Source organism: Aureimonas phyllosphaerae, from assembly GCF_900113065.1.
GTDB classification, from domain to species: Bacteria; Pseudomonadota; Alphaproteobacteria; order Rhizobiales; family Rhizobiaceae; genus Aureimonas; species Aureimonas phyllosphaerae.
On record NZ_FOOA01000002.1, the window covers coordinates 79,921 to 102,867 of the forward strand.

The following is a 22,947-nucleotide window of genomic DNA, read 5'->3' on the forward strand; positions in this document are numbered from 1 at the left end:
GCCATTTCGAGAGGGTTGCTGGGAACTCGGACAGCGATCGGGCAGGTCGTCCGCCACGCCGGTAGACAGGCGATGAGTTGGGAAACGAAAATGCTCCCTCGGGGACAGCCATCACCCGGTCAACGGTCGTCCCAGGCCAAACGAACAGAGCAATGCGTCCGCGGCGCTCGAGTCGCGGCGGGAAAGCCGGTTCTATCGATGGGCGAGAACGACGCTGAAGCGTCGCGCTTTGACCTCGTCACTCAACGATGAGCACACGGACATTCGGAGACCGGCAGAGCCATAGAGACCTTCTCGCGTCCCGAGGTATTGACGGATAGGTCTTCCGGTAACCGTGCGCGTCCCCATGGGTTCGCGGTCGCCCACTGGCCGCTTCGAACCATCCAGCCCGGACGAGCTAACCAGATCGCTGCCTAGACCAGCACGTGGTCTATGATCTTGCCGTCACGAAGAGTGATCGCCCGATCCATTCGCTTGGCCAGGTCGTGATTGTGCGTGGCGATCAACGCTGCGACGCCGGACTGACGTACGAGGGCCGTCATGGCGTCGAAGACGTAGTTCGACGTCAACGGGTCGAGGTTGCCGGTCGGCTCGTCGGCGAGCAGGACGTAAGGGTTGTTGGCGACGGCGCGCGCGATGGCGACGCGCTGCTGTTCGCCGCCGGACAACTCCGCCGGACGGTGGGTCACCCGTTGGCCGAGGCGCATGTATTCGAGGAGCATTCGGGCTCGGTCGGCTGCGACCTTGCGCGGCAGACCGCGGATCATCTGCGGCAGCATCACGTTCTCCAGCGCCGAGAACTCCGGCAGGAGATGGTGAAACTGGTAGACGAAACCGATCGATGACCGGCGCATGTCGGTCCGCCCGGCATCGTCGAGACCTTTGCAGGACGTGCCGTTGACGAAGACGTCGCCCCCGTCAGGCTTCTCGAGCAGACCGGCGATGTGAAGAAGCGTCGACTTGCCGGCACCTGATGGTGCGACCAGCGCGACCATTTCGCCTGCACGGATTTCCATATCGGCGTGGTCGAGGATCGTCAGGCGCGACTCGCCCTGGACGTAGTGTCGCTCGACCTGCGCCAGGCGAATTGAGGAATTTGTGCTCATTCGTAGCGCAGGGCCTCGACGGGATCGAGTTTCGATGCCTGCCAGGACGGGAAGATCGTCGCGAGGAAGGACAGTCCGATGGCCATGGCGACCACCGTGACGACCTCGCTCACGTCGATCTCGGCCGGCAGGCGGGACAGAAAATAGAACTCCGGATTGAACAACGTGGTGCCGGAGACCCAGGAGAAGAACTGCCGGAGGTTCTCGATGTTCAGGCAGAACAGCGTCCCGAGGACAAAGCCCGCGAGCGTACCGGCGACGCCAATCGACGCGCCGGTAATCAGGAAGACGCGCATGATTGAGCCGCGCGTCGCGCCCATGGTCCGCATGATGGCAATGTCGCGGCCCTTGTCCTTCACGAGCATGAAGAGACCGGAGATGATGTTCAGAGCGGCGACCAGAACGATCAGCGTCAGGATGATGAACATGACGTTCCGCTCGACCTCGAGCGCCGAGAAGAAGCTCTCATTCATGCGCTGCCATGTCACGGTGTAGTTCGGACGCTCCGCAGCCTGTTCGATCGGCCCCTGCCGGGACACGACCTGATCCGGATCGTTCAGGAAGATCTCGATCGACTGCGCCTTGTCCTCGGAATTGAAGAAAAGCTGGGCCTCGCTCAGCGGCATGTAGATGTAGGACGCGTCGTACTCCGACAGGCCGATCTCGAAGACCGCGACCACCGGATAGGCCTTCACGCGCGGCGTGACGCCGAGCGGCGTGACGTCTCCCTCCGGCGAGACCAACGTGATCGAATCTCCGAGTCCAAGGCCGAGGGACTGGGCCAGTCGCGAGCCGATCGCCACGCCTTGGCTGGTGTCGAAGTGGTCGATTGAGCCCAGCTGGATATTGCCGGCGACGGGTGTCAGCTTCTGGAGGTCGGCGCCACGGACGCCCTTTACGAGCGCGCCCGTCGACGCCGTGCCGGAGCCCGAGCCCGTTGCGAGGACCTGCCCCTGGACGAGCGGCATCGTGTAGGCGACGCCGGGCACCGCAGATATGCGTTTGGCGACTTCGTCGAAATCCGTCAACGGACTATCGATCGGCTGCATGATGACGTGGCCGTTGACGCCGAGGATGCGCGTGAGCAGTTCGCCTCGGAAGCCGTTCATCACCGACATGACGATGATGAGCGCCGCAACGCCCAGCATGATGCCGATGAAGGAGAAGCCGGCGATCACCGACACACCCGCATCGCGGCGGCGCGAGCGCAGATAGCGCCCGGCGATCATCCACTCAAAACGGGAGAAAGGGCGGGTCTTGCCGGCCGCCTGCCCGCCGTGGACGGCGTCTTCCAGGGTCTCGGCCGACGTCACGCGGACAGACGCGCCAAGATGTCGCCGACCGGTAGCGTCTCCCGCTCGCCGCTCGCACGATGCTTGATCTCGACCTCGCCTGCCTTCGCCCCGCGCGGACCGACGATCACCTGCACGGGCAGGCCGATCAGATCCATCGTCGCGAACTTCGCTCCGGCGCGCGTGTCCTCGTCGTCGTAGAGGACGTCGTGCCCGGCCGCCTGAAGTTCGGCGTAAAGACGGTCGCCGACCGCGTCGCAGTCGGCGTCGCCCGGCTTCATGTTGACGAGGCCGACGTCGAACGGCGCAACGCCCTTCGGCCAGATGATGCCGTTCTCGTCGTGGCTCGCCTCGATGATCGCCGCGATCAGGCGGCTTGGACCGATACCGTAGGAACCCATCTGCACGGGTACTTCCTTGCCGTCCGGACCCGTGACGGTAGCGCCCATCGGCTCGGAATACTTGGTGCCGAAATGGAAGATGTGTCCGACCTCGATGCCGCGCGCGGCGAGGCGATCGCCCTCGGCGACGGCGTTCCACGCGCTCTCATCGTGCATCTCCTCGGTCGCGGCATAGGGCATCGTCCAGGTCTGGACGATCGAAGCCAGCGACGCCGCATCGTTGAAGTCGATCCCCTCGCCCGGCACCGCCATGTCGAGGTAGTCCCGATGACAGAACACCTCGCTCTCGCCGGTCGACGCGAGAATGATGAACTCGTGGGAGAGTTCGCCGCCGATCGGGCCCGTGTCGGCACGCATCGGGATCGCCTTCAGGCCCATGCGCGCGAAGGTGCGAAGATAGGCCACGAACATGCGGTCGTAGGCGGTCTTGGACGACTCGTAGTCGATGTCGAAGGAATAGGCGTCCTTCATCAGGAACTCTCTGGAGCGCATCACGCCGAAGCGCGGGCGCACCTCGTCGCGGAACTTCCACTGGATGTGGTAGAGGTTCAGCGGCAGGTCCTTGTAGGAGCGCACGTAGGACCGGAAGATATCGGTGACCATCTCCTCGTTGGTCGGGCCAAACAGGAGGTCGCGCTCGTGCCGGTCCTGGATGCGCAGCATCTCCTTGCCGTAGTCGTCGTAACGTCCGCTCTCTCGCCAGAGGTCGGCCGACTGGATGGTCGGCATCAGAAGCTCGATCGCACCCGAGCGGTCCTGCTCCTCGCGGATGATCTTCGTCACCTTGTCGAGCACCCGCTTGCCGAGCGGCAGGAACGAGTAGAGCCCCGCTGCCTGCTGGCGGATCATGCCCGCTCGCAGCATCAGCCGGTGCGACACGATCTCGGCTTCCTTCGGGGTTTCCTTCAGGATCGGCAGGAAGTAGCGGGACAGGCGCATGGAAACTCGTGCGGTTCGCGTTCGGACTTACGACGTGTCGTCAGCAAGCTCTTAACCACTCGCCGAAAGCTTGGGAAGCGAGGCGCGGAACTGGCAAGCCGCAGCGCAGGATTGATGCAAGGTCGGCGCAGATAGGAATTTGCCGAAAACGCAGGCAGCGTGACGAAAAACTGTCACAAAAGTCGGAATTTGAGTCGACAAGGCTCGGGATTCGTCGATAGATACGCACCGTCAAGAGGAACGCCCCGACGGGCGCAGATCGCTTGGTTCAGTCATGGGAGGACGTGGTTTCCGGCGCGCGAGAAGCGCCGCCCCGGTCTCGACACCGGAGCGGAACCCGGACCAGGCACCTTAAAATGCGAAGCGAAAGCTTCGCATTTTTTTTGGGCGCCGTTCGGCTCAGGTTCCTGGGACGATGTGCGGGAACGATCCTGGTCCGATGCCCAAAACTTCCGTCACGAGATAGAACAGCGCGAACACCGCAGTCGCTAGCAGAGTATTGTGGAATGCGACCCGCGCCACGCTGAACCGCGCGGGGGCGCTGTGCGTGGTGCCGAGCACCACTTCGCCTTCGTCCGCCTGCGAGCGCATGCGGATCGGAAGGACGATGAAAAGCACGGTCCACCAGATCACGAAGTAGATGGCGACCGAGGTCAGGATCCCCATGATGCTTCTCCAGGCTCTGTCAGGCCGTCCGAAGGTCCGGGCGCCTTCCCGGACCTCACCTTACGCAGGGATGCGGCGTGAGCGAGGCGCGACGTCAGCCGCGGGTCACGAAAACCGTCACCGCCGGCTTCTTGCCCCAAACATCGTAGGCCTCGCCGCGCACGGCGCGGCGAACCGCCTCGCGCACGAGTTCGAGATCCTTGCGACGCCCGCGTGGAATGCTCTCGACGGCACCGGCGGCAACTTCCATCAGGACGTCGACGAACTCTTCGCCTTCCTCGTCCTTCTCCGGCAAGCCCATCGCGACGACTTCGGGGTCGATGTCGAGTTCAAGCTTCTCGTCGAGCTCGACCAGCACCGAGACGTGTCCCGCAAACGAGAGGCGCCGGCGCTCGCCGATGCCCATCTGCTCCGCGGTCCCCACGAGGTGACCGTCCTTGTAGATGCGTCCGAACGGCACCTCGTCGATCACGGTCGCCGCACCTGGCGCCAACCGGAGGAGCTTGCCGTTGCGGATCGTCACGACTTCCGGCACGCCGAGTTCGCGTGCGAGGCCCGCATGGGCCATCAGGTGCGCGGCCTCGCCATGCGCCGGCACGGCGATCTTCGGGCGAACCCATTCGTACATCTGACGAAGCTCGCTGCGACGCGGATGGCCGGAGACGTGCACGAGCTGGTCGTGATCCTCGATCACCTTCACGCCGCGCTCGATGAGCGCGTTCTTGATGTCGAGGATGGCCTTCTCGTTGCCCGGAATGGAGCGCGAGGAGAAGATCACCGTATCGCCCTTCGACAGCGCCACGGTCGGGTGCTCGTCGCGCGCCAGCTTGGCGAGTGCGGCGCGCGGCTCACCCTGGCTTCCCGTGAGGACGATCACGGCCTTGTCGCTCGGGAGGTAGCCGAAATCCTGCTCGCTCACGAACGGCGCAATGCCTTCGAGGTAGCCGAGTTCTTCCGCCACATCGGCGACGCGCTTCATCGAGCGCCCCAGCAGAAGAACCTGCCGGTCGGCCTCGGCCGCCGCCTTCGCGATCGAACGCACACGGCCGACATTCGACGAGAAGGTCGTGATCGCCACGCGACCCTTCGCCTCGCGGATGATCTGCGACAGCGACTGCGTCACATCCTGCTCGCTGGGCGAAACACCCTCGCGCATCGCATTGGTCGAATCGCAGACGAGCGCGAGCACGCCCTCGTCGCCGATCTGGCGAAGGCGCGTCTCATCGGTCGGGTCACCGAGGGCCGGCGTCGCGTCAATCTTCCAGTCGCCGGTATGAAGAACCGTGCCGGCGGGTGTCCGGATCGCGAGCGCCACCGGCTCCGGGATCGAATGCGTCACGTTGATGGCCTCGATCGAGAACGGCCCGATATCGAAACGGTCCCCAGCCCGGAAGATCTCGAGCGGCACCTTGGGCGCGCCGGGCTCGCCTTCCCGCTTTGCCTGAAGCAGAGCCGCAGTGAAGGGAGTCGCGTAGACCGGGGCCTTCAGCCGGGGCCAAAGGGTAAGCACGGCACCGTAGTGATCTTCGTGAGCGTGGGTGATGATGATCGCCTTCAGGCGATCCAGCCGTGCCTCGATGAAGGACAGGTCCGGCATTACGAGGTCGATTCCGGGGAACTCAGGCCCGGCAAACGAGACGCCGCAGTCGATCGCGATCCATTCGCGCTGGCCGGGAGGGCCGTAGCCGTAGAGGCCGAAGTTCATTCCAATTTCGCCGATGCCGCCGAGCGGCACGAAAACCAGTTCGTTCAATGTCGTCATTCTTTCGTTCTTGGCATGCCTCAGCATGCAGCCTTTCCGTCATTCATCAGCCGGGGGTCGCCCGGAATCGGTTTTGGCGTGAGCTGTGCTCAAACGCCTGCGGTCTGGCGGAGGAAGAAGAGATCCCCCGCCGAAAAGTGTCGGCGCTCGCCGTTCGGCAGTCCGAGAACGAGGCGGCCGCCCTCGTCAAGATCCACGAAAATGCCTTCCACCGACGATCCATCGGGAAGGTTGACACGGCACATCTCGCCGCGGCCCACCGAGTGACGGAGCCACTGCGCCCTCACCTCGTGAAACTGGCGACCCGCGTCCCAAAATTCCAGTGCCGCCTCGACGCCTGCGGCGACATGCTCGAAAACCGTCGGCAGATCGCCTCGATATCCGGCGTCTCGGAGACTGGTCACGGAATAGGGCGTATCGCCTGCCCCCGTCGCAACGTTGACGCCGCAACCAATGGCGACCGCTCGACGCTCACCGGTGCTGCGCTCGCTCTCCAGTAGAATACCGACCGCCTTCGCGCCGCTGAGCAGGATGTCGTTTGGCCATTTGATGCCCACCAGCGCGGGATCGATCCCAGGGAGCCGAGCCAGACCGTTGCGGACGCCTAGGGCCACCACCAGCGGAAGATCGATGACATGCTGGTCGCTCGACGGATCGACGATCAGGAGCGTGGCGAACAGATTGCCGCGCTCGGAGAGCCAGGACCGTCCGCGACGTCCACGACCTGCCGACTGGCGGGCCGCCGTGATCCAGAGAGGACCGGGATCGCCTGCTCGAGCGGCCTCGAGCGCGACGGCGTTGGTCGAGCCGACTTCGTCGAGCGCGAGATGACGCCGCGTGCGATGAGGTCGGCCGGCCATTCGCCCGTCAGAAGAAGGTATGGGCCGCTGCCGCGGCGGCCGCGAACAGCGGACCCGCGAGAACGATGTAGGCGGGGAAGATGAAGATCGTTGCGGCGCCCGCCACGAGCTTCAGCTCCATGCTCATCGGCTCGAAACCGGCGAGCGGCTCGTCGAACCACATCACCTTCACTATCCGCAGATAGTAGAACAGGCCGATCGTCGATGCGATCACGCCGATCACCGCCAGCGGCACAAGCCCCGCGCCGACCGCGGCGATGAAGACGTAGTACTTGCCCCAGAAGCCGAGCAGCGGAGGCAGGCCTGCCAGCGACAGCATCAGCACCGTCATTGCCAGCGCCATCATCGGGTTCGTGCGCGACAGGCCGGCGAGCTCGTAGACATCCTCCACCATGCCGTCGCGGCGACGCATCGCGAGAATCAGGGCGAAGGTTCCGAGCGTCATGGTGACGTAGGTCGCCATGTAGATCAGGACGCCCTGGACGCCAGCCTCGGTGCCGGCCGCAAGACCGACAAGCACGTAGCCCATGTGGCCGATCGACGAGTAGGCCATCAGGCGCTTGATGTTGCGCTGACCGATCGCGGCGAAGGAGCCAAACAGCATCGACGCGATCGACAGGAACACGACGACCTGCTGCCAGTCCGGCGTCATCGGTCCGAAGCTCTGGACCGTGAATCGGGTGAGAAGCGCTACCGCCGCAACCTTCGGCGCACCAGCCAGCAGCGCCGTCACCGGCGTCGGCGCGCCCTCGTAAACGTCGGGCGTCCACATGTGGAACGGCACGGCCGAAATCTTGAAGGCAAGGCCAGCCAGCACGAAGACGAGACCGACGATCAGGCCGAGCGATCGGGCGCCGTCCTGCGCGACGGCCTCGGCGATCGCACGGAACTCGATTTGGCCCGTGAAGCCGTAGACGAGCGACGCGCCGTAGAGGAGCATGCCCGACGAGAGCGCGCCAAGGACGAAGTATTTCAGGCCCGCCTCGGTCGACTTGACGTGGTCGCGGTGGATCGCGGCGATCACGTAGATCGCGAGCGACTGGAGCTCGAGACCCATGTAAAGCGCGATCAGGTCGCCTGCGGAGACCATGACCAGCATGCCCGTCGTGCAGAGCACGATGAGAACCGGAAGCTCGAAATTGGCGAAGCGCTCGCGCTCCGCGTAGCCGGTCGACATCAGCACCGCAGCCGCCGCACCGATCAGCACCAGCGCCTTCATGAAGCGAGCGAACGGGTCGAGGATGATCGAACCGCCGAACGCTAGGCCGGTTGGCGTGGCGAACAGCAGCCAAACCAGTGCGAAGAGCAACGTTCCAACCGTCAGTGACGTCACCAGCCTGGCGCTCTTCTCGCCGAGGAACGTCCCGACCATCAACAGGCCCATCGCACCGACGCTGAGGATCAGCTCGGGGCCGACGATGGGGAGGCTTTGCGCCACGAATTGCGAAAACATCGGTTCGCCCTGCCCGTTCTTTAGTTCTGGATCGAGGCGACGCTGGACGCGGCCTCGATAGCGGCCGTGTAGCTCGACAGGAGCTGATCTACGGATGCCGTCGTCACGTTGAAGACCGGCATCGGATAGACGCCGAAGAAGACCGTCAGCACAGCTAGCGGATAGAGCAGCGCCTTCTCGCGTGGCGTCAGGTCGAGGATCGACTTGAGGTTGTCCTTGTCGAGCGCCCCGAGAATGACGCGGCGGAAGAGCCAAAGCGCATAGGCCGCCGACAGGATGACGCCCGTCGCCGCGAAGATCGCGACCCAAGAGTTCACGCGGAACACGCCCATCAGCGTCATGAACTCGCCGACGAAGCCCGACGTGCCCGGCAGGCCGACATTGCCCATCGTGAAAAGAAGCATCATGGCGGCGTAGGCCGGCATGCGGTTCACGAGACCGCCATAAGCAGCGATATCGCGGGTGTGCATGCGGTCGTAGACGACGCCGACACACAGGAACAGCGCACCCGAGATCAGCCCGTGGCTGAGCATCTGGAAGATCGCGCCCTGAACGCCCTGCTCATTGGCCGCGAAAATGCCCATGGTGACGAAGCCCATGTGCGCGACGGACGAGTAGGCGATCAGCTTCTTGATGTCCTCCTGCATCAGCGCAACCAGCGAGGTGTAGATGATGGCGACGACGGACAGCACGAAGACGAACGGGGCGAAGTCGGCCGACGCCAGCGGGAACATCGGAAGCGAGAAGCGCAGGAAGCCGTAGCCGCCAAGCTTCAGAAGGATGCCTGCGAGGATCACGGAGCCGGCCGTCGGTGCCTCGACGTGCGCGTCGGGTAGCCAGGTGTGGACCGGCCACATCGGCATCTTTACCGCGAACGAGGCGAAGAAGGCGATCCAGAGCCACGTCTGCATCGACGCCGGGAACTGGTAGGCGAGGAGCTCCGGAATCGAGGTCGTGCCGGCGGTCCAGTACATCGCCATGATCGCGACGAGCATGAGGACCGAACCGAGGAACGTGTAGAGGAAGAACTTGTAGGACGCGTAGACGCGCCGCTTACCGCCCCAGACGCCGATGATCAGGAACATCGGGATGAGGGAGCCCTCGAAGAAGAGGTAGAACAGCACGATATCGAGCGCGCAAAAGACGCCGACGACCAGCGTCTCGAGTACGAGAAACGCGATCATGTACTCCTTCACCCGAACCGTGATCGCGTCACGGCTGGCAAGGATGCAGATCGGCATCAGGAAGGTCGTCAGGATGACGAACAGCATGGAGATGCCGTCGACGCCCATCCGGTAGGCGATGCCCCCGGTCAGCCACTCAGCTTCCTCGACGAACTGGAAACCGGCGACGGACTTGTCGAAGCCGATCCAGATGAACAGCGAAAGCAGGAAAGTGAAGACCGAGACGAGCAGCGCGACATTGCGGATGTTGCGGCGCGCCAGCTCGGAGTCGTCCCGCGTGAACAGGATGATCAGCACGCCGACCAGCGGCGCGAAGGTGATGGTCGATAGGATCGGCCAGCCGGACATCAGCGCATTCCCCCGAACATCATGAAGGTGACGAGCGCCGCGACGCCGATCAGCATGACGAAGGCATAGTGGTAGAGATAGCCGGTCTGCAGGCGGACGACCCAGCCGGTCACGTCGAGAGCGCGGGCCGAGATGCCGTCCGGGCCGAGGCGATCGATGACTGCGACGTCACCCTTCTTCCACAGGAAGCGGCCGAGCCACTTGGCCGAGCGTACGAACAGGACGTCGTAGAGTTCGTCGAAGTACCACTTGTTGAGGAGGAATTTGTAGAGGCTGGGGTTGCGCGCCGCCACCTGCGCGGGGCGCTGCGGCTGCCGGATGTAGAAGATGTAGGCGACCACGAAGCCAAGAACCATCGCGATGGTTGGCGACCAGACGACCAGCGCCGGGACCTCGTGGGCCTCGTGCAGGATGTGGTTCTCCGGGCCCGCGAAAAGCGCCGTATGCCAGAAGGTCTCGTAGCTGCCGCCCAGGAAGAACGGGTAGAAGACGATACCGGCGAGCAGCGCTCCGGCCGACAGGATGAACAACGGCGTCGTCATCACAAGCGGCGACTCGTGCACATGGTGCATGACCTCGTGGCTCGCGCGAGGCTTCCCGTGGAAGGTCAGGAAGACGAGGCGCCAGGAATAGAAGCTCGTGAGCGCCGCCGCGATGACCGTCATCATGTAGCCGTACATGGCGAAGGCGTTTTCGCCCGCGAACGCGCTCTCGATGATCGCGTCCTTTGAATAGTAGCCGGCGGTGAACGGGAAGCCGGTCAGCGCCAGCGTGCCGATCATCATCGTCCAGTAGGTGATCGGGATGTGCTTCCGCAGGCCGCCCATGTGACGCATGTCCTGCTCGCCGTCGACCGCATGGATCACCGAGCCGGCGCCGAGGAACAGGAGCGCCTTGAAGAAGGCGTGGGTGAACAGGTGGAAGATCGCGGCCCCGTAGGCTCCGACGCCGAGGGCGACGAACATGTAGCCGAGCTGGGAACAGGTCGAATAGGCGATCACGCGCTTGATGTCGTTCTGCACGAGGCCGATCGTGGCCGCGAAGAACGCCGTTGTCGCGCCGATGAACGTGACGAAGGTCAGCGCGGAGTGGCTGAGTTCGAATACCGGGGACAGCCGGGCGAGCATGAAGACGCCGGCGGTGACCATCGTCGCCGCGTGGATCAGCGCCGACACCGGGGTCGGGCCTTCCATCGCGTCCGGCAGCCAGGTGTGCAGGCCGATCTGCGCGGATTTGCCCATCGCGCCCATGAAGAGCAGGAGGCAGATGGCGGTCATCGCGCCGGCGGCGGGCAGCGAGTAACCGGCAAAGTTCAGGATCGGAGCGGCAGCGTTGGCGGCCGCCCCCCCGCCTTCGGGATAGATCGTCCCGACCATCTGGCCGGCGCCGGCGAAGATCGTGTCGAGGTTGGCGGATCCGAACACCATGAACAGGCCGAAGATACCGAGGAGAAAGCCGAAGTCGCCGACGCGGTTGACGACGAAGGCCTTCATCGCCGCGGCGTTGGCCGAGGGCTTCTGATACCAGAAGCCGATCAGAAGATAGGACGCGAGGCCGACGCCTTCCCAGCCGAAGAACATCTGAACGAGGTTGTCGGCGGTCACCAGCGTGAGCATCGCGAAGGTGAAGAGCGACAGGTAGGCGAAGAAGCGCGGGCGCGAGTCGTCGTGGTGCATGTACCCGATCGAGTACACATGCACGAGCGCCGACACCGTGTTGACGACGACCAGCATGACAAGCGTCAGGCGGTCGATCCGCAGCTGCCAGGAGATATCGAGCGTGCCGGCCTTCATCCACTGAAGGACCTGCACGTGCTGCGTCTCGCCGCCGAACGACAGGAAGCCGATCCAGGACAGGAGCGCCGCCGCGATCAGGAGACCGCTCGTGACGTATTCCGAGGCCTTGGCGCCGATGCGGTTGCCAAACAGGCCGGCGACGATGAAGCCGACGAGCGGCAGAAGGACGATCAGGGTATACATCGCCGCGCGCTCAGCCCTTCATCGTGTTGACGTCATCGACGGCGATCGAGCCGCGATTTCGGAAGAAGACGACCAGGATCGCCAGGCCGATCGCCGCTTCCGCCGCGGCGACCGTGAGGATGAACAGGGCGAAGACCTGTCCGGCCAGATCGTTCAGGAAGGCGGAGAACGCCACGAGGTTGAGATTGACCGACAGGAGGATCAACTCGACCGACATGAGGATCGTGATGATGTTCTTGCGGTTCATGAAGATGCCGAAGACCCCCGTAACGAAGAGGATCGCGGCGACCGTGAGGTAGTGTCCGAGGCCGACAGCCATGGTTCGTGTATCCCTATCTGCCTCAGATGCCCTTGCCACTCTCGACCTTGCGGATCTCGATGGCGGTGGCCGGGTTGCGGGCGACCTGAACGGGGATCGACTGGCGCTTGAGGCCCGGCTTGTGGCGCAGCGTCAGCACGATGGCGCCGATCATCGCGACGAACAGCACGAGGCCGGCCATCTGAAAGAAGAAGACGTAGCGCGTGTAGAGAACGTGCCCGAGCGCCTGGATGTTGGAGAGCTGCTCCAGCGGCGGGGTCGGCATCACCGTCTGCGCGCTGAGCTGCGGGGAATAGTAGCTGCCGGTGACCGCGATTATCAGCTGCGCGAGAAGAACCAGACCGATCACGGCGCCGATCGGGGCATACTGAAGGGCGCCCTGCTTGATGCGACCGAAATCCAGATCCAGCATCATAACGACGAAGAGGAACAGGATCGCCACCGCACCGACATAGACCACGATCAGGATCAGTGCGAGGAACTCCGCCCCGGTCAGCAAAAACAGGCCCGCGGACGCCACGAATGTCAGGATCAGGAAGAGGACCGAGTGGACGGGGTTCCGGGAGAGGACCACCATCATCGCCGAGCCGACGGAGACGATGGCGAAGACGTAGAAGAAGAAGGCTTGCAGCCCCAACATGTCGGGCTCCCCCTGAAATCACGGTAGCATCAAAGGGCGGACGAACGATGACCTCGTTCGCCGCCGGCAGATTCGGTTCGGAGCGTGGCGCGACAGGGCGCCACGGGGTGCGGATTAGCGGTACGGAGCGTCGAGCGCAATGTTGCGAGCGATTTCACGCTCCCAACGGTCGCCGTTCGCCAGCAGCTTTTCCTTGTCGTAGTACAGTTCTTCACGCGTCTCGGTGGAGAACTCGAAGTTCGGCCCCTCGACGATCGCATCGACCGGGCAGGCTTCCTGGCAGAAGCCGCAGTAGATGCACTTCACCATGTCGATATCGTAGCGCACCGTGCGGCGCGTTCCGTCGTTGCGCCGCGGCCCGGCTTCGATCGTGATGGCCTGCGCAGGACAGATCGCCTCGCAGAGCTTGCATGCGATGCAGCGCTCTTCGCCGTTGGGGTAGCGGCGAAGCGCATGCTCCCCCCGAAAGCGCGGGCTCACCGGTCCCTTCTCGAACGGGTAGTTCACGGTCGCCTTGGGGGCAAAAAAGTACCGCATCGACAAGCGGAACGCCTTTAGGAACTCGACCAGGAACAGGGATTTGACGGACTGGGCCAGGGCACTCATCGAACGATCCGATCTCCGGTAAAGGAGGCTTCGGGCGGCACGATCACCGCCCTCGTTGTGTCTTTATGGCTTACCAGGACAGGGCCGCCGCCTGGCGAGCAGCGTCCGCGCTCTGACCGTCGCCCCAGCCGGTCAGCTGAAGCACCAGGGCGACCAGCACGACCATCGCCAGCGACAGCGGAAGGAACACCTTCCAGCCGAGGCGCATGAGCTGGTCGTAACGGTAGCGCGGCACGAAGGCCTTCACCATCGCGAACATGAAGAAGCAAAGCGCTACTTTCGCAAGGAACCAGATGACGCCGGGAACCCAGGTGAACGGTGCGAAGCCGAACGGCGGAAGCCAGCCGCCCAGAAACAGGATGGTCATCAGCGAGCACATCAGGGTGATGGCTGCATACTCGCCGAGCATGAACATCATGTACGGCGTCGAGCCGTACTCGACCATGAAGCCCGCGACGAGTTCGGACTCCGCTTCCGGCAGATCGAACGGCGGCCGGTTCGTCTCGGCGAGTGCCGAAATGAAGAAGATGACGAACATCGGGAAGAGCGACAGCCAGTGCCAGTCGAGAAAGCTGGCCGGCAGGCCGACCATCGTGCCGACACCGGTGTTCTGCGAAAGAACGATCTGGGTCAGGTTCAGCGAGCCGGCACACAAAAGGACGGTGACAATCACGAAGCCGATCGAGACCTCGTAGGACACCATCTGGGCCGCTGAGCGAAGTGCGCCAAGGAAGGCGTATTTCGAGTTCGACGCCCAGCCGCCCATGATGACGCCGTAAACCTCGAGCGACGAGATTGCGAAGATGTAGAGGATGCCGATGTTGATGTCGGCGATCACCCAGCCGTCGGAGACGGGCACAACCGCAAAGGTCGCCAGGGCCAGCGTCACCGCGACCAGCGGCGCGAGGAGGAAGACGACCTTGTCGGACGAGGCCGGAATGACCGGCTCCTTCAGAACGAACTTCAGAAGGTCGGCGAAGGACTGAAAGAGGCCGAAGGGGCCGACGACGTTGGGGCCGCGACGCATCTGCACGGCTGCCCAGATCTTGCGATCGGCCAGAAGGATGTAGGCGATCAGGACCAGCAGGACCACCAGGAAGAGAAGGCTCTGACCGATAATGACGAGGGCTGGCCAGATATAGGCGGAGAACAGCTCCATGGGTTCGTACCGTCCTTACTCGGCCGCTTCGAGATGCTCGGCATGCGCGAGGCGCGAGCACTCCGCCATGACCTTCGAGGCCCGGGCGATGGGATTGGTCAGATAGAAGTCGCTGATGCCGGACTTGAACCCCGCCCCCGACGGTGTGCCCGCACGGTCGGCAAGATGCGTGATCGCGTTGGGATCGGCAGCCTGCAACTCGGAACCGACGAAGATCGGATGAGCGCCCGCAAGGTCGCGGCGCAGCGCACCGAGTGAGTCGAATGGCAGGGCCTTGCCCAGCACGGCGGACAGGGCGCGGAAGATCGCCCACTCCTCGCGCGCGTCACCTGGCGGGAAGCCGGCGCGCGAGCCCGTCTGCACCCGGCCTTCGGTGTTGACCCAAGTCCCGGACTTTTCCGTGTAGGCCGCACCCGGCAGAATGACATCGGCGCGATGCGCACCCTTGTCGCCGTGCGTTCCCACGTAGACGACGAAGGCGCTGGGCCCGATGTCGATCTCGTCGGCTCCGAGATTGAAGAGGACGTCGACGCCGTCCGATACCATCTCGGCCACCGCCTTGCCGCCCTCGCCCGGCACGAAGCCGATATCGAGGCCGCCGACCCGGCTTGCCGCCGTGTGGAGGACGTTGAAGCCGTTCCACTCGTCGGACACCGCGCCGATCTCACGCGCAAGCGCTGCGATGCTGGCAAGAACGTCGGCGCCGTTCTCGCCGCTGATCGCGCCCTGCCCCACGATGATCATCGGGCGGGCCGCATTCTTAAGGGCGTCGAAGAACTCGCCGTTCGCGGTCTCGATGTCGGACAGCGTCTGCGGTCCCGCACCGAGGTAGGTGACGGCATAGCGCAGGTCCGACTTCTCGCCGATGAAACCGACCGGGAAGTCGCCGCGGCGCCAGCGCTTGCGGATGCGCGCGTTCAGCACCGGCGCTTCGAAGCGCGGATTGGAGCCGATGATCAGCAGCGCGTCGGCCTGCTCGATGCCGGTGATCGTCGTGTTGAAGACGTACGAGGCGCGTCCGTCGGTCGGGTCGAGCTTTGCCCCGTCCTGACGGCAGTCGATGTTGGCGGATCCGAGCTGACCCATCAGGCGCTTCAGCGCCCACATGTCCTCAACGGCCGAGAGATCGCCTGCGATCGCGCCGATCCGGTCGGACGAGACACCAGACACCTTCAGTCGAATGGCCTCGAAGGCTTCGGGCCAGGAAACCGGCTGGAGACGACCGTCGCGGCGAACATACGGGCGGTCCAGGCGCTGGGTGCGCAGGCCGTCCCAGACGAAGCGGGTCTTGTCGGAGATCCACTCTTCGTTGACGAGGTCGTTGATGCGCGGAAGGATGCGCATCACTTCGCGGCCGCGCGTGTCGACACGGATCGCCGAACCGACCGCGTCCATCACGTCGACCGACTCCGTCTTGGTCAGTTCCCACGGACGGGCCTGGAACGCATAGGGACGCGAGGTCAAAGCGCCGACCGGGCACAGGTCGATCACGTTGCCCTGAAGCTCGGAGGTCATCGCCTGCTCGAGATAGGTCGTGATCTCGGCGTCCTCGCCGCGACCGACGAGCCCGAGCTCGGAGATGCCCGCCACCTCGGTCGTGAAGCGAACGCACCGCGTGCAGTGAATGCACCGCGTCATGATCGTCTTCACAAGGGGGCCGATGTATTTGTCCTCGACCGCGCGCTTGTTCTCCTGATAGCGCGACGAGTCGACGCCGAAGGCCATCGCCTGGTCCTGAAGATCGCACTCGCCGCCCTGATCGCAGATCGGGCAATCCAGCGGGTGGTTGATCAGGAGGAATTCCATGACGCCCTCGCGGGCCTTCTTCACCATCGGCGTGTTGGTGAAGATTTCCGGCGCTTCGCCGTTCGGGCCCGGACGGAGGTCGCGCACGCCCATGGCGCACGATGCGGCTGGCTTCGGCGGGCCACCCTTCACCTCGATGAGGCACATGCGGCAGTTACCGGCGACCGACAGGCGCTCATGGAAGCAGAAGCGCGGAATCTCGGCACCCGCCTCCTCCGCCGCCTGCAGCAGCGTGTAGTGGTCGGGAACCTCGATCTCGTTTCCGTCGACTTTGATCTTTGCCATTTTCAGACCCGATCGAACTTGGCTTTCAAAGTGCGACGGCCGCCGAACGCGTGGCGACCATTGTCACTGGCCAGATATCCATTACCACGGCGGACCGTCCGGCCGGCTTCCAATCGGAAGCTATCCAGTCGTCCGCCACCTTGCCGGCCGAACTCCGATCCAGACCGGAGCTGACCGACCACCAAGACCCTATTCCGCCGCTTGCAGGATCGGCTTGCGACCCATATCGGCATTGCGCGAGAACTCGTCGATGCGACGCTCGATCTCCGGACGGAAGTGGCGAACCAGACCCTGGATCGGCCATGCGGCGGCGTCGCCGAGCGCGCAGATCGTGTGGCCTTCGACCTGCTTCGTCACGTCGAGAAGCATGTCGATCTCGCGCTTCTGCGCGTTGCCGACCACCATGCGTTCCATGACGCGCCACATCCAGCCCGTGCCTTCGCGGCAAGGCGTGCACTGACCGCAGCTCTCGTGCTTGTAGAAGTATGCAAGGCGAGCGATCGCCCGGACGATGTCGGTCGACTTGTCCATGACGATCACGGCGGCTGTGCCGAACGAGGACTTCACCTCGCGCATGCCGTCGAAGTCCATCGGCGCGTCGAGGATCTGCTCACCCGGCACTAGCGGGCAGGACGAGCCGCCCGGAATGACGGCCAGGAGATTTTCGTAGCCGCCGCGCACGCCGCCGCAGTGACGGTCGATGAGCTCCCGGAACGGAATGCCCATCGATTCTTCGACCGTACACGGCCGGTTCACGTGGCCCGAGATCGAGAAAAGCTTCGTGCCCGTGTTGTTCGGACGGCCGATGCCGGCGAACCAGCCACCGCCGCGGCGCAGGATGGTCGGCGCGACGGCGATCGACTCGACGTTGTTCACCGTCGTCGGGCAACCGTAGAGGCCCATGTTCGCCGGGAACGGCGGCTTCAGGCGCGGCTGGCCCTTCTTGCCTTCGAGGCTTTCGAGCAGCGCGGTCTCTTCACCGCAGATGTATGCGCCGGCGCCGTGATGGACGAAGATATCCATGTCCCAGCCGCACTCGTTGTCGCGTCCGAGTAGCCCCGCCTCGTAGCATTCGTCGATGGCGAGCTGCAGCGCTTCCCGCTCGCGGACGTATTCGCCGCGGACGTAGATGTAAGCCGTGTGCGCGCCCATCGCGAAACCGGCGATCACGCAGCCTTCGACCAGCGTGAACGGGTCGTTGCGCATGATCTCCCGGTCCTTGCAGGTCCCGGGCTCGGACTCGTCGGCGTTCACCACGAGGTAATGCGGCCGCTCGCCGACTTCCTTCGGCATGAACGACCACTTGAGACCCGTCGGAAAGCCGGCCCCGCCGCGACCGCGCAGGCCCGACGCTTTCATTTCGTTGATGATCCAGTCGCGACCCTTGCCGATGATGTCGGCCGTACCATCGAAATGGCCGCGCTTCATCGCGCCCTTCAGGCTTTTGTCCCGAAGGCCGTAGATGTTGGTAAAGATCCGGTCCTTGTCCTGAAGCATGTTCCGATCTCCGCCTATTCCGAGGCCTTCGGCTTCGTGCCGCGACGACCCTTGGCCGGTTCGCCCTTGCCGACGTCCGGACCAGGAAGAACGTCATCCGTGTCGGTGCGCTTGCCTTCGAGCGTGCCGGTCGCGGTATGGTCCTTGCCCGACAGATCTTCCTTGCCGGTTGCGGCAGAGCCCCGATCGCTATCGTCGACGAACTTTTCTTCCAGAACGACGGCGCTCTGAGCGCTGACGCCCTTTGTCGTAAGCGGCCCATCCGTGCGGGCCTCGCCCGACATGGTTTCGGCCTTCTTCTGCTCTGCAGCAGCATTGGTCTGCTCGGCGCCGGTCGGCCCCTGCTGCGTGCCGCCTGTCCGTCCGGACGTGGCGGAATGGTTCGTCAGGTCAACGCTGGTCGCTTCCTCGGCCGCCGGATGTGTCTTGGCGACCCCGTCCGGACCCTTGATGGTGGGATCCGTTTCCGGTGCGTGCGTATCAACACGACCGGCCTGCGAGGGTGCCGAGCCGGCTCCGCCATCGCTCGGCGCGGACGTGCCGCCGGTCCGCGGCGCCGTGCGGGCCTCGTCGGTGCCACCGTCGTCGTCGTCATTGAAGGTGTTCAGAGTCGTCAGGCCGCCAACCGGGACCGAGAGATGTCGGTCAATCTGAGGGCCTTTCTTGATCGCAGCGCCCTCGCCGCGGTCGAACGCGTCGATGATCTCCGCCAGCCGATCGGCCGTCAGGTCCTCATAGGTGTCCTTGAACACCATCACCATCGGGGCGTTCACGCAGGCACCGAGGCACTCGACCTCTTCCCACGACAGAGTGCCGCTCTCGTTCAGGTGAAACGGCTGCGGATGGATCTTCTCACGGCAGACGCGCTTCAGATCGTCCGACCCTCGCAGCATGCACGGCGTCGTCCCGCACACCTGGATGTGGGCGCGCGTGCCGACAGGGGCGAGCTGGAACTGCGTGTAGAAGGTCGCGACCTCGAGCACGCGGATCATCGGCATGCGAAGTCGCTGCGCGACGTGCTCGATGGCGGCTTTCGTCACCCAGCCGTCCTGCTCCTGTGCACGCATCAGGAGCGGGATGACGGCAGACTGCTGACGGCCTTCGGGATATTTGCGGATCGTCGCCTCGGCCCATTCGGCGTTCTGCGCCGAAAAGGCAAAACATTGAGGCTGAACGGCATCTTCCGCAAGACGTCTGACGGACATCGGACCTCGACTTCAGAACGGTTCCAACACACCCGTGTTGCGGCGCGTTCTAACACATTAAGCATGAAAGACCAGCGCCCGAACCCGTGCCGGACGCCGTGTCGTATCGATTTTCGATCGCCCACCAGCGAGGCGATCGGGACAATTCCAGCTGGTCGTTACCGGTCTAGCGGTCGACCTCGCCGAACACGATGTCGCACGATCCGAGAATCGCGGAGACGTCGGCCAGCATGTGATTGCGGCACAAGAAATCCATGGCCTGCAGATGGGCGAAGCCAGGCGCGCGGATCTTGCAGCGGTACGGCTTGTTGGTCCCGTCCGCCACCAGGTAGACCCCGAACTCGCCCTTCGGCGCTTCGACGGCCGCGTAGACCTCGCCCTCGGGCACATGGAAGCCTTCGGTGTAGAGCTTGAAGTGGTGAATCAGCGCTTCCATCGAGCGGCGCATCTCGCCGCGCTTGGGCGGCACGACCTTGCCCTCGGTCGAGGCGAAGGGGCCGGCCCGGTCGCCGCCGGCGAGACGCTCAACGCACTGCTTCATGATCGCGACCGACTGACGCATCTCCTCCATGCGGATGAGGTAGCGATCGTAGCAGTCGCCGTTCTTGCCGATCGGAATGTCGAAATCCATCTGGTCGTAGCACTCGTAAGGCTGCGACTTGCGCAAGTCCCACGCGGCGCCCGAACCACGGACCATGACGCCCGAGAAGCCCCAAGCCCAGGCATCCTCCAGGCTGACGACGCCGATATCGACGTTGCGCTGCTTGAAGATTCGGTTCTCGGTCAGGAGTTCGTCAATGTCGGCAAGGCGTGGCAGGAACTCGTCGCACCAGATGCCGATATCGTCGACGAGCTGCGGCGCCAGATCCTGGTGTACGCCGCCGGGCCTGAAGTACGCGGCGTGGAGGCGAGCGCCGGACGCGCGCTCGTAGAAGACCATCAGCTTCTCGCGTTCCTCGAAGCCCCAGAGCGGCGGGGTCAGCGCGCCGACGTCCATGGCCTGGGTCGTCACGTTGAGAAGGTGCGAGAGAATGCGCCCGATCTCGCAATAGAGAACGCGGATCAACTGACCCTTGATCGGGACCTCGACCCCGGCAAGACGCTCGACCGCAAGGCAGAAGGCATGCTCCTGATTCATCGGCGCGACGTAGTCGAGCCGGTCGAAGTAGGGCATCGCCTGAAGGTAGGTCTTCTGCTCGATCAGCTTCTCAGTGCCGCGATGCAGCAGGCCGATATGGGGATCGACGCGCTCGACGTTCTCACCGTCGAGCTCGAGCACGAGGCGGAGCACGCCGTGCGCCGCCGGATGCTGGGGGCCGAAATTGATGTTGAAGTTCCGGACGTCGATCTCGGCCACGGTCAGGCACCCTGCTCGTTTGCGAACTGCGCGACGGTCTGCGCGCCCGCGATCCTACGGGCTTCGTTCGCGAAGGAATATTGCGACGACTTGTCGTCGACGGACCTGGGACTGCTGATCGACGGACCTCGGCAACCGAGGCCGCCGGACGGCAAAGCGCCCTCGCCCGTCATCCTCTCAGTTCGCCTTCGCCTTCTCGTCGCCGGGCAGCACGTAATCCGTGCCCTCCCACGGCGACAGGAAGTCGAACTGCCGGAACTCCTGGCGCAGCTCCACCGGCTCGTAGACGACCTGCTTCAGCTGCTCGTCGTAGTGCACCTCGACGAACCCGGTCAGCGGGAAGTCCTTCCGCAGCGGATGCCCCTCGAACCCGTAGTCTGTCAGGATGCGGCGAAGATCCGGATGCCCGGTGAACAGGATGCCGTAGAGGTCATAGGCTTCGCGCTCGAACCAGTCGGCACCGGGAAATACGCTGGTGATCGAGGGAACTGGATCGTCCTCACCGGTCAGCACCTTCACGCGGATGCGCTGGTTGAGGTGCGGCGAAAGGAGATGGATCACCACCTCGAACCGATCGACGCGCGCCGGGTAGTCCACGCCGCACAGATCGACGAAGGACTTGAACTGGCACTGCGGATCGTCGCGCAAATGCGTGACGACCTCGACGAGGTGCTCCGGAGCGACCGTCAACGTCAGTTCATCCAGTCGGAAGTCCGACGCGACAAGCTTCTCGCCGAACAGCGGGACCAGATATTCCGAAAGCTCGTTCATGCGTCCCTCAACGCTCGATCGTTCCGAGACGACGGATCTTCTTCTGCAGAAGAAGGACGCCGTAGAGAAGCGCCTCGGCCGTCGGCGGGCAGCCCGGCACATAGATGTCGACCGGCACTACGCGATCGCAGCCGCGCACCACCGAATAGGAATAGTGGTAGTAGCCGCCACCGTTAGCGCAGGACCCCATCGAGATCACGTAACGCGGCTCCGGCATCTGGTCGTAGACCTTGCGGAGCGCCGGTGCCATCTTGTTGGTGAGGGTGCCGGCGACGATCATCACGTCGGACTGGCGAGGTGACGCACGCGGGGCGAAGCCGAAGCGCTCGCCGTCGTAACGCGGCATCGACATCTGCATCATCTCGACCGCGCAGCATGCGAGGCCGAACGTCATCCACATGAGCGAGCCCGTGCGCGCCCACTGGATGAGATCCTCGGTCGAGGTGACGATGAAGCCCTTATCGGCCAGTTCGTTGTTGACCTCGGTGACGAACGGATCGGCCGCAGGAGGTACCTGCAGGTCGGACCGCGCGGCAAACGGGGCGGTACCGGGGTTCAATCCCATTCGAGGGCACCTTTCTTCCATTCATAGACAAACCCGACGGTTAGAACGCCGAGGAAGACCATCATCGACCAGAAGCCCGCCCACCCGAGATCGCCGAAGGAGGCAGCCCAGGGGAACAGGAATGCGACTTCGAGATCGAAGATGATGAAAAGGATCGACACCAGATAGAATCGGACGTCGAACTTCATGCGCGAATCGTCGAAGGCGTCGAAGCCGCACTCGTAAGCCGACAGCTTCTCGTCGTCCGGCGCCTTGAAGGCGAGCAGAAACGGTGACACGAGAAGCGCGATACCGATCAGGAGCGCGACGCCGACGAAGATGACGATCGGTAGGTAGGATCCAAGAAGCTCGTTCACAAGCGGGTCTTCCTCTGAGCCGGGTGCGCCAAGTCCGCACACCGGCCGCGGCAGTGCGGCTTTGAAAACCTGACGGGGACATGAGCGATCGGAGGACGTATTCAATGCGTCCAACGGCCACGGCTCACGCCCTTCGCATTGCGGCGAGGATTAGACCCTTCCTAATGTGGACGCAAGCAGCATCCCCGCCCATTGGGCGTGCTTGAAGCAATCTTCGCAGACAGGCAAACGAAGCCGGAACAGCGCAGCAGCGTGGGCTGAAGACGAGTTCGATCATAGAACATATAGGAAGAGAGATGGCGCGAGTGACGGGGCTCGAACCCGCGACCTCCGGCGTGACAGGCCGGCACTCTAACCGACTGAGCTACACCCGCGCATGTCGTTGCCTCTA

At 64.0% G+C, this 22,947-nt stretch carries 20 protein-coding genes and 1 tRNA gene; all 21 read right to left on the reverse strand.

What is annotated here, in order from left to right; translation table 11 throughout:
- Positions 1-413 precede the first annotated feature (413 nt).
- Positions 414-1,106 carry an ABC transporter ATP-binding protein gene (locus tag BM175_RS03460; RefSeq protein WP_090959369.1) on the reverse strand — a complete coding sequence of 231 codons (693 nt, stop codon included), beginning with the start codon at positions 1,104-1,106 and terminating at the stop codon, positions 414-416.
- The gene (locus BM175_RS03465; RefSeq protein WP_090960163.1) at positions 1,103-2,335 is read right to left on the reverse strand and encodes a lipoprotein-releasing ABC transporter permease subunit; all 1,233 of its coding nucleotides are present in this window, start codon (positions 2,333-2,335) and stop codon (positions 1,103-1,105) included. Before BM175_RS03465 ends, BM175_RS03460 begins: the two co-directional genes overlap by 4 nt.
- Positions 2,336-2,415: 80 nt before the next feature.
- Positions 2,416-3,738 carry a proline--tRNA ligase gene (gene proS, locus BM175_RS03470; RefSeq protein WP_090959372.1) on the reverse strand — a complete coding sequence of 441 codons (1,323 nt, stop codon included), beginning with the start codon at positions 3,736-3,738 and terminating at the stop codon, positions 2,416-2,418.
- 399 nt (positions 3,739-4,137) lie between these two features.
- Complete coding sequence (locus tag BM175_RS03475; RefSeq protein WP_090959375.1) at positions 4,138-4,404, reverse strand: DUF1467 family protein; 267 nt, start codon at positions 4,402-4,404, stop codon at positions 4,138-4,140.
- 94 nt (positions 4,405-4,498) lie between these two features.
- Complete coding sequence (locus BM175_RS03480; protein WP_090960166.1) at positions 4,499-6,166, reverse strand: ribonuclease J; 1,668 nt, start codon at positions 6,164-6,166, stop codon at positions 4,499-4,501.
- A gap of 89 nt (positions 6,167-6,255) precedes the next feature.
- Positions 6,256-7,026 (reverse strand): biotin--[acetyl-CoA-carboxylase] ligase, encoded by a 771-nt coding sequence (locus BM175_RS03485; protein WP_090959378.1) that lies wholly within the window; start codon positions 7,024-7,026, stop codon positions 6,256-6,258.
- Positions 7,027-7,033: 7 nt separating this feature from the next.
- Positions 7,034-8,479, reverse strand: coding sequence for an NADH-quinone oxidoreductase subunit NuoN (gene nuoN, locus BM175_RS03490; RefSeq protein ID WP_090959380.1), 1,446 nt, complete (start codon positions 8,477-8,479; stop codon positions 7,034-7,036).
- A 20-nt stretch (positions 8,480-8,499) separates the two neighbouring features.
- Positions 8,500-10,011 carry an NADH-quinone oxidoreductase subunit M gene (locus BM175_RS03495; protein ID WP_090959382.1) on the reverse strand — a complete coding sequence of 504 codons (1,512 nt, stop codon included), beginning with the start codon at positions 10,009-10,011 and terminating at the stop codon, positions 8,500-8,502.
- Positions 10,011-11,990: an NADH-quinone oxidoreductase subunit L gene (nuoL, locus tag BM175_RS03500; protein WP_090959385.1), complete on the reverse strand. Its 1,980-nt coding sequence runs from the start codon at positions 11,988-11,990 to the stop codon at positions 10,011-10,013. The genes BM175_RS03495 and nuoL overlap by 1 nt, the downstream gene beginning before the upstream one ends.
- A gap of 10 nt (positions 11,991-12,000) precedes the next feature.
- Positions 12,001-12,309 (reverse strand): NADH-quinone oxidoreductase subunit NuoK, encoded by a 309-nt coding sequence (gene nuoK / locus BM175_RS03505; RefSeq protein WP_055884692.1) that lies wholly within the window; start codon positions 12,307-12,309, stop codon positions 12,001-12,003.
- A gap of 22 nt (positions 12,310-12,331) precedes the next feature.
- Positions 12,332-12,949, reverse strand: a complete 618-nt coding sequence (locus tag BM175_RS03510; protein WP_090959388.1) for an NADH-quinone oxidoreductase subunit J — start codon at positions 12,947-12,949, stop codon at positions 12,332-12,334.
- Between the two features lie 114 nt (positions 12,950-13,063).
- Positions 13,064-13,555 (reverse strand): NADH-quinone oxidoreductase subunit NuoI, encoded by a 492-nt coding sequence (nuoI, locus tag BM175_RS03515; RefSeq protein ID WP_090959390.1) that lies wholly within the window; start codon positions 13,553-13,555, stop codon positions 13,064-13,066.
- Positions 13,556-13,625: 70 nt separating this feature from the next.
- Positions 13,626-14,714: an NADH-quinone oxidoreductase subunit NuoH gene (nuoH, locus tag BM175_RS03520; protein WP_090959392.1), complete on the reverse strand. Its 1,089-nt coding sequence runs from the start codon at positions 14,712-14,714 to the stop codon at positions 13,626-13,628.
- 15 nt (positions 14,715-14,729) lie between these two features.
- Complete coding sequence (gene nuoG / locus BM175_RS03525; RefSeq protein ID WP_090959395.1) at positions 14,730-16,805, reverse strand: NADH-quinone oxidoreductase subunit NuoG; 2,076 nt, start codon at positions 16,803-16,805, stop codon at positions 14,730-14,732.
- Between the two features lie 189 nt (positions 16,806-16,994).
- The gene (gene nuoF / locus BM175_RS03530) at positions 16,995-18,302 is read right to left on the reverse strand and encodes an NADH-quinone oxidoreductase subunit NuoF (protein WP_090959398.1); all 1,308 of its coding nucleotides are present in this window, start codon (positions 18,300-18,302) and stop codon (positions 16,995-16,997) included.
- Between the two features lie 14 nt (positions 18,303-18,316).
- Complete coding sequence (gene nuoE / locus BM175_RS03535) at positions 18,317-19,507, reverse strand: NADH-quinone oxidoreductase subunit NuoE (RefSeq protein WP_090959401.1); 1,191 nt, start codon at positions 19,505-19,507, stop codon at positions 18,317-18,319.
- 166 nt (positions 19,508-19,673) lie between these two features.
- A complete protein-coding gene (locus BM175_RS03540; RefSeq protein WP_090959403.1) occupies positions 19,674-20,864 on the reverse strand; it encodes an NADH-quinone oxidoreductase subunit D in 1,191 nt (396 codons plus the stop codon).
- A gap of 177 nt (positions 20,865-21,041) precedes the next feature.
- On the reverse strand, positions 21,042-21,635 hold the full coding sequence (locus BM175_RS03545) for an NADH-quinone oxidoreductase subunit C (protein WP_090959406.1): 594 nt from the start codon (positions 21,633-21,635) through the stop codon (positions 21,042-21,044).
- A 7-nt stretch (positions 21,636-21,642) separates the two neighbouring features.
- Positions 21,643-22,200 (reverse strand): NuoB/complex I 20 kDa subunit family protein, encoded by a 558-nt coding sequence (locus tag BM175_RS03550; protein WP_425285256.1) that lies wholly within the window; start codon positions 22,198-22,200, stop codon positions 21,643-21,645.
- Entirely contained in the window at positions 22,191-22,556 is a 366-nt protein-coding gene (locus BM175_RS03555) for an NADH-quinone oxidoreductase subunit A (RefSeq protein ID WP_090959412.1), read from the reverse strand. The genes BM175_RS03550 and BM175_RS03555 overlap by 10 nt, the downstream gene beginning before the upstream one ends.
- Before the next feature lie 297 nt (positions 22,557-22,853).
- Positions 22,854-22,930: transfer RNA gene (locus BM175_RS03560), tRNA-Asp, on the reverse strand.
- Positions 22,931-22,947 lie beyond the last annotated feature (17 nt).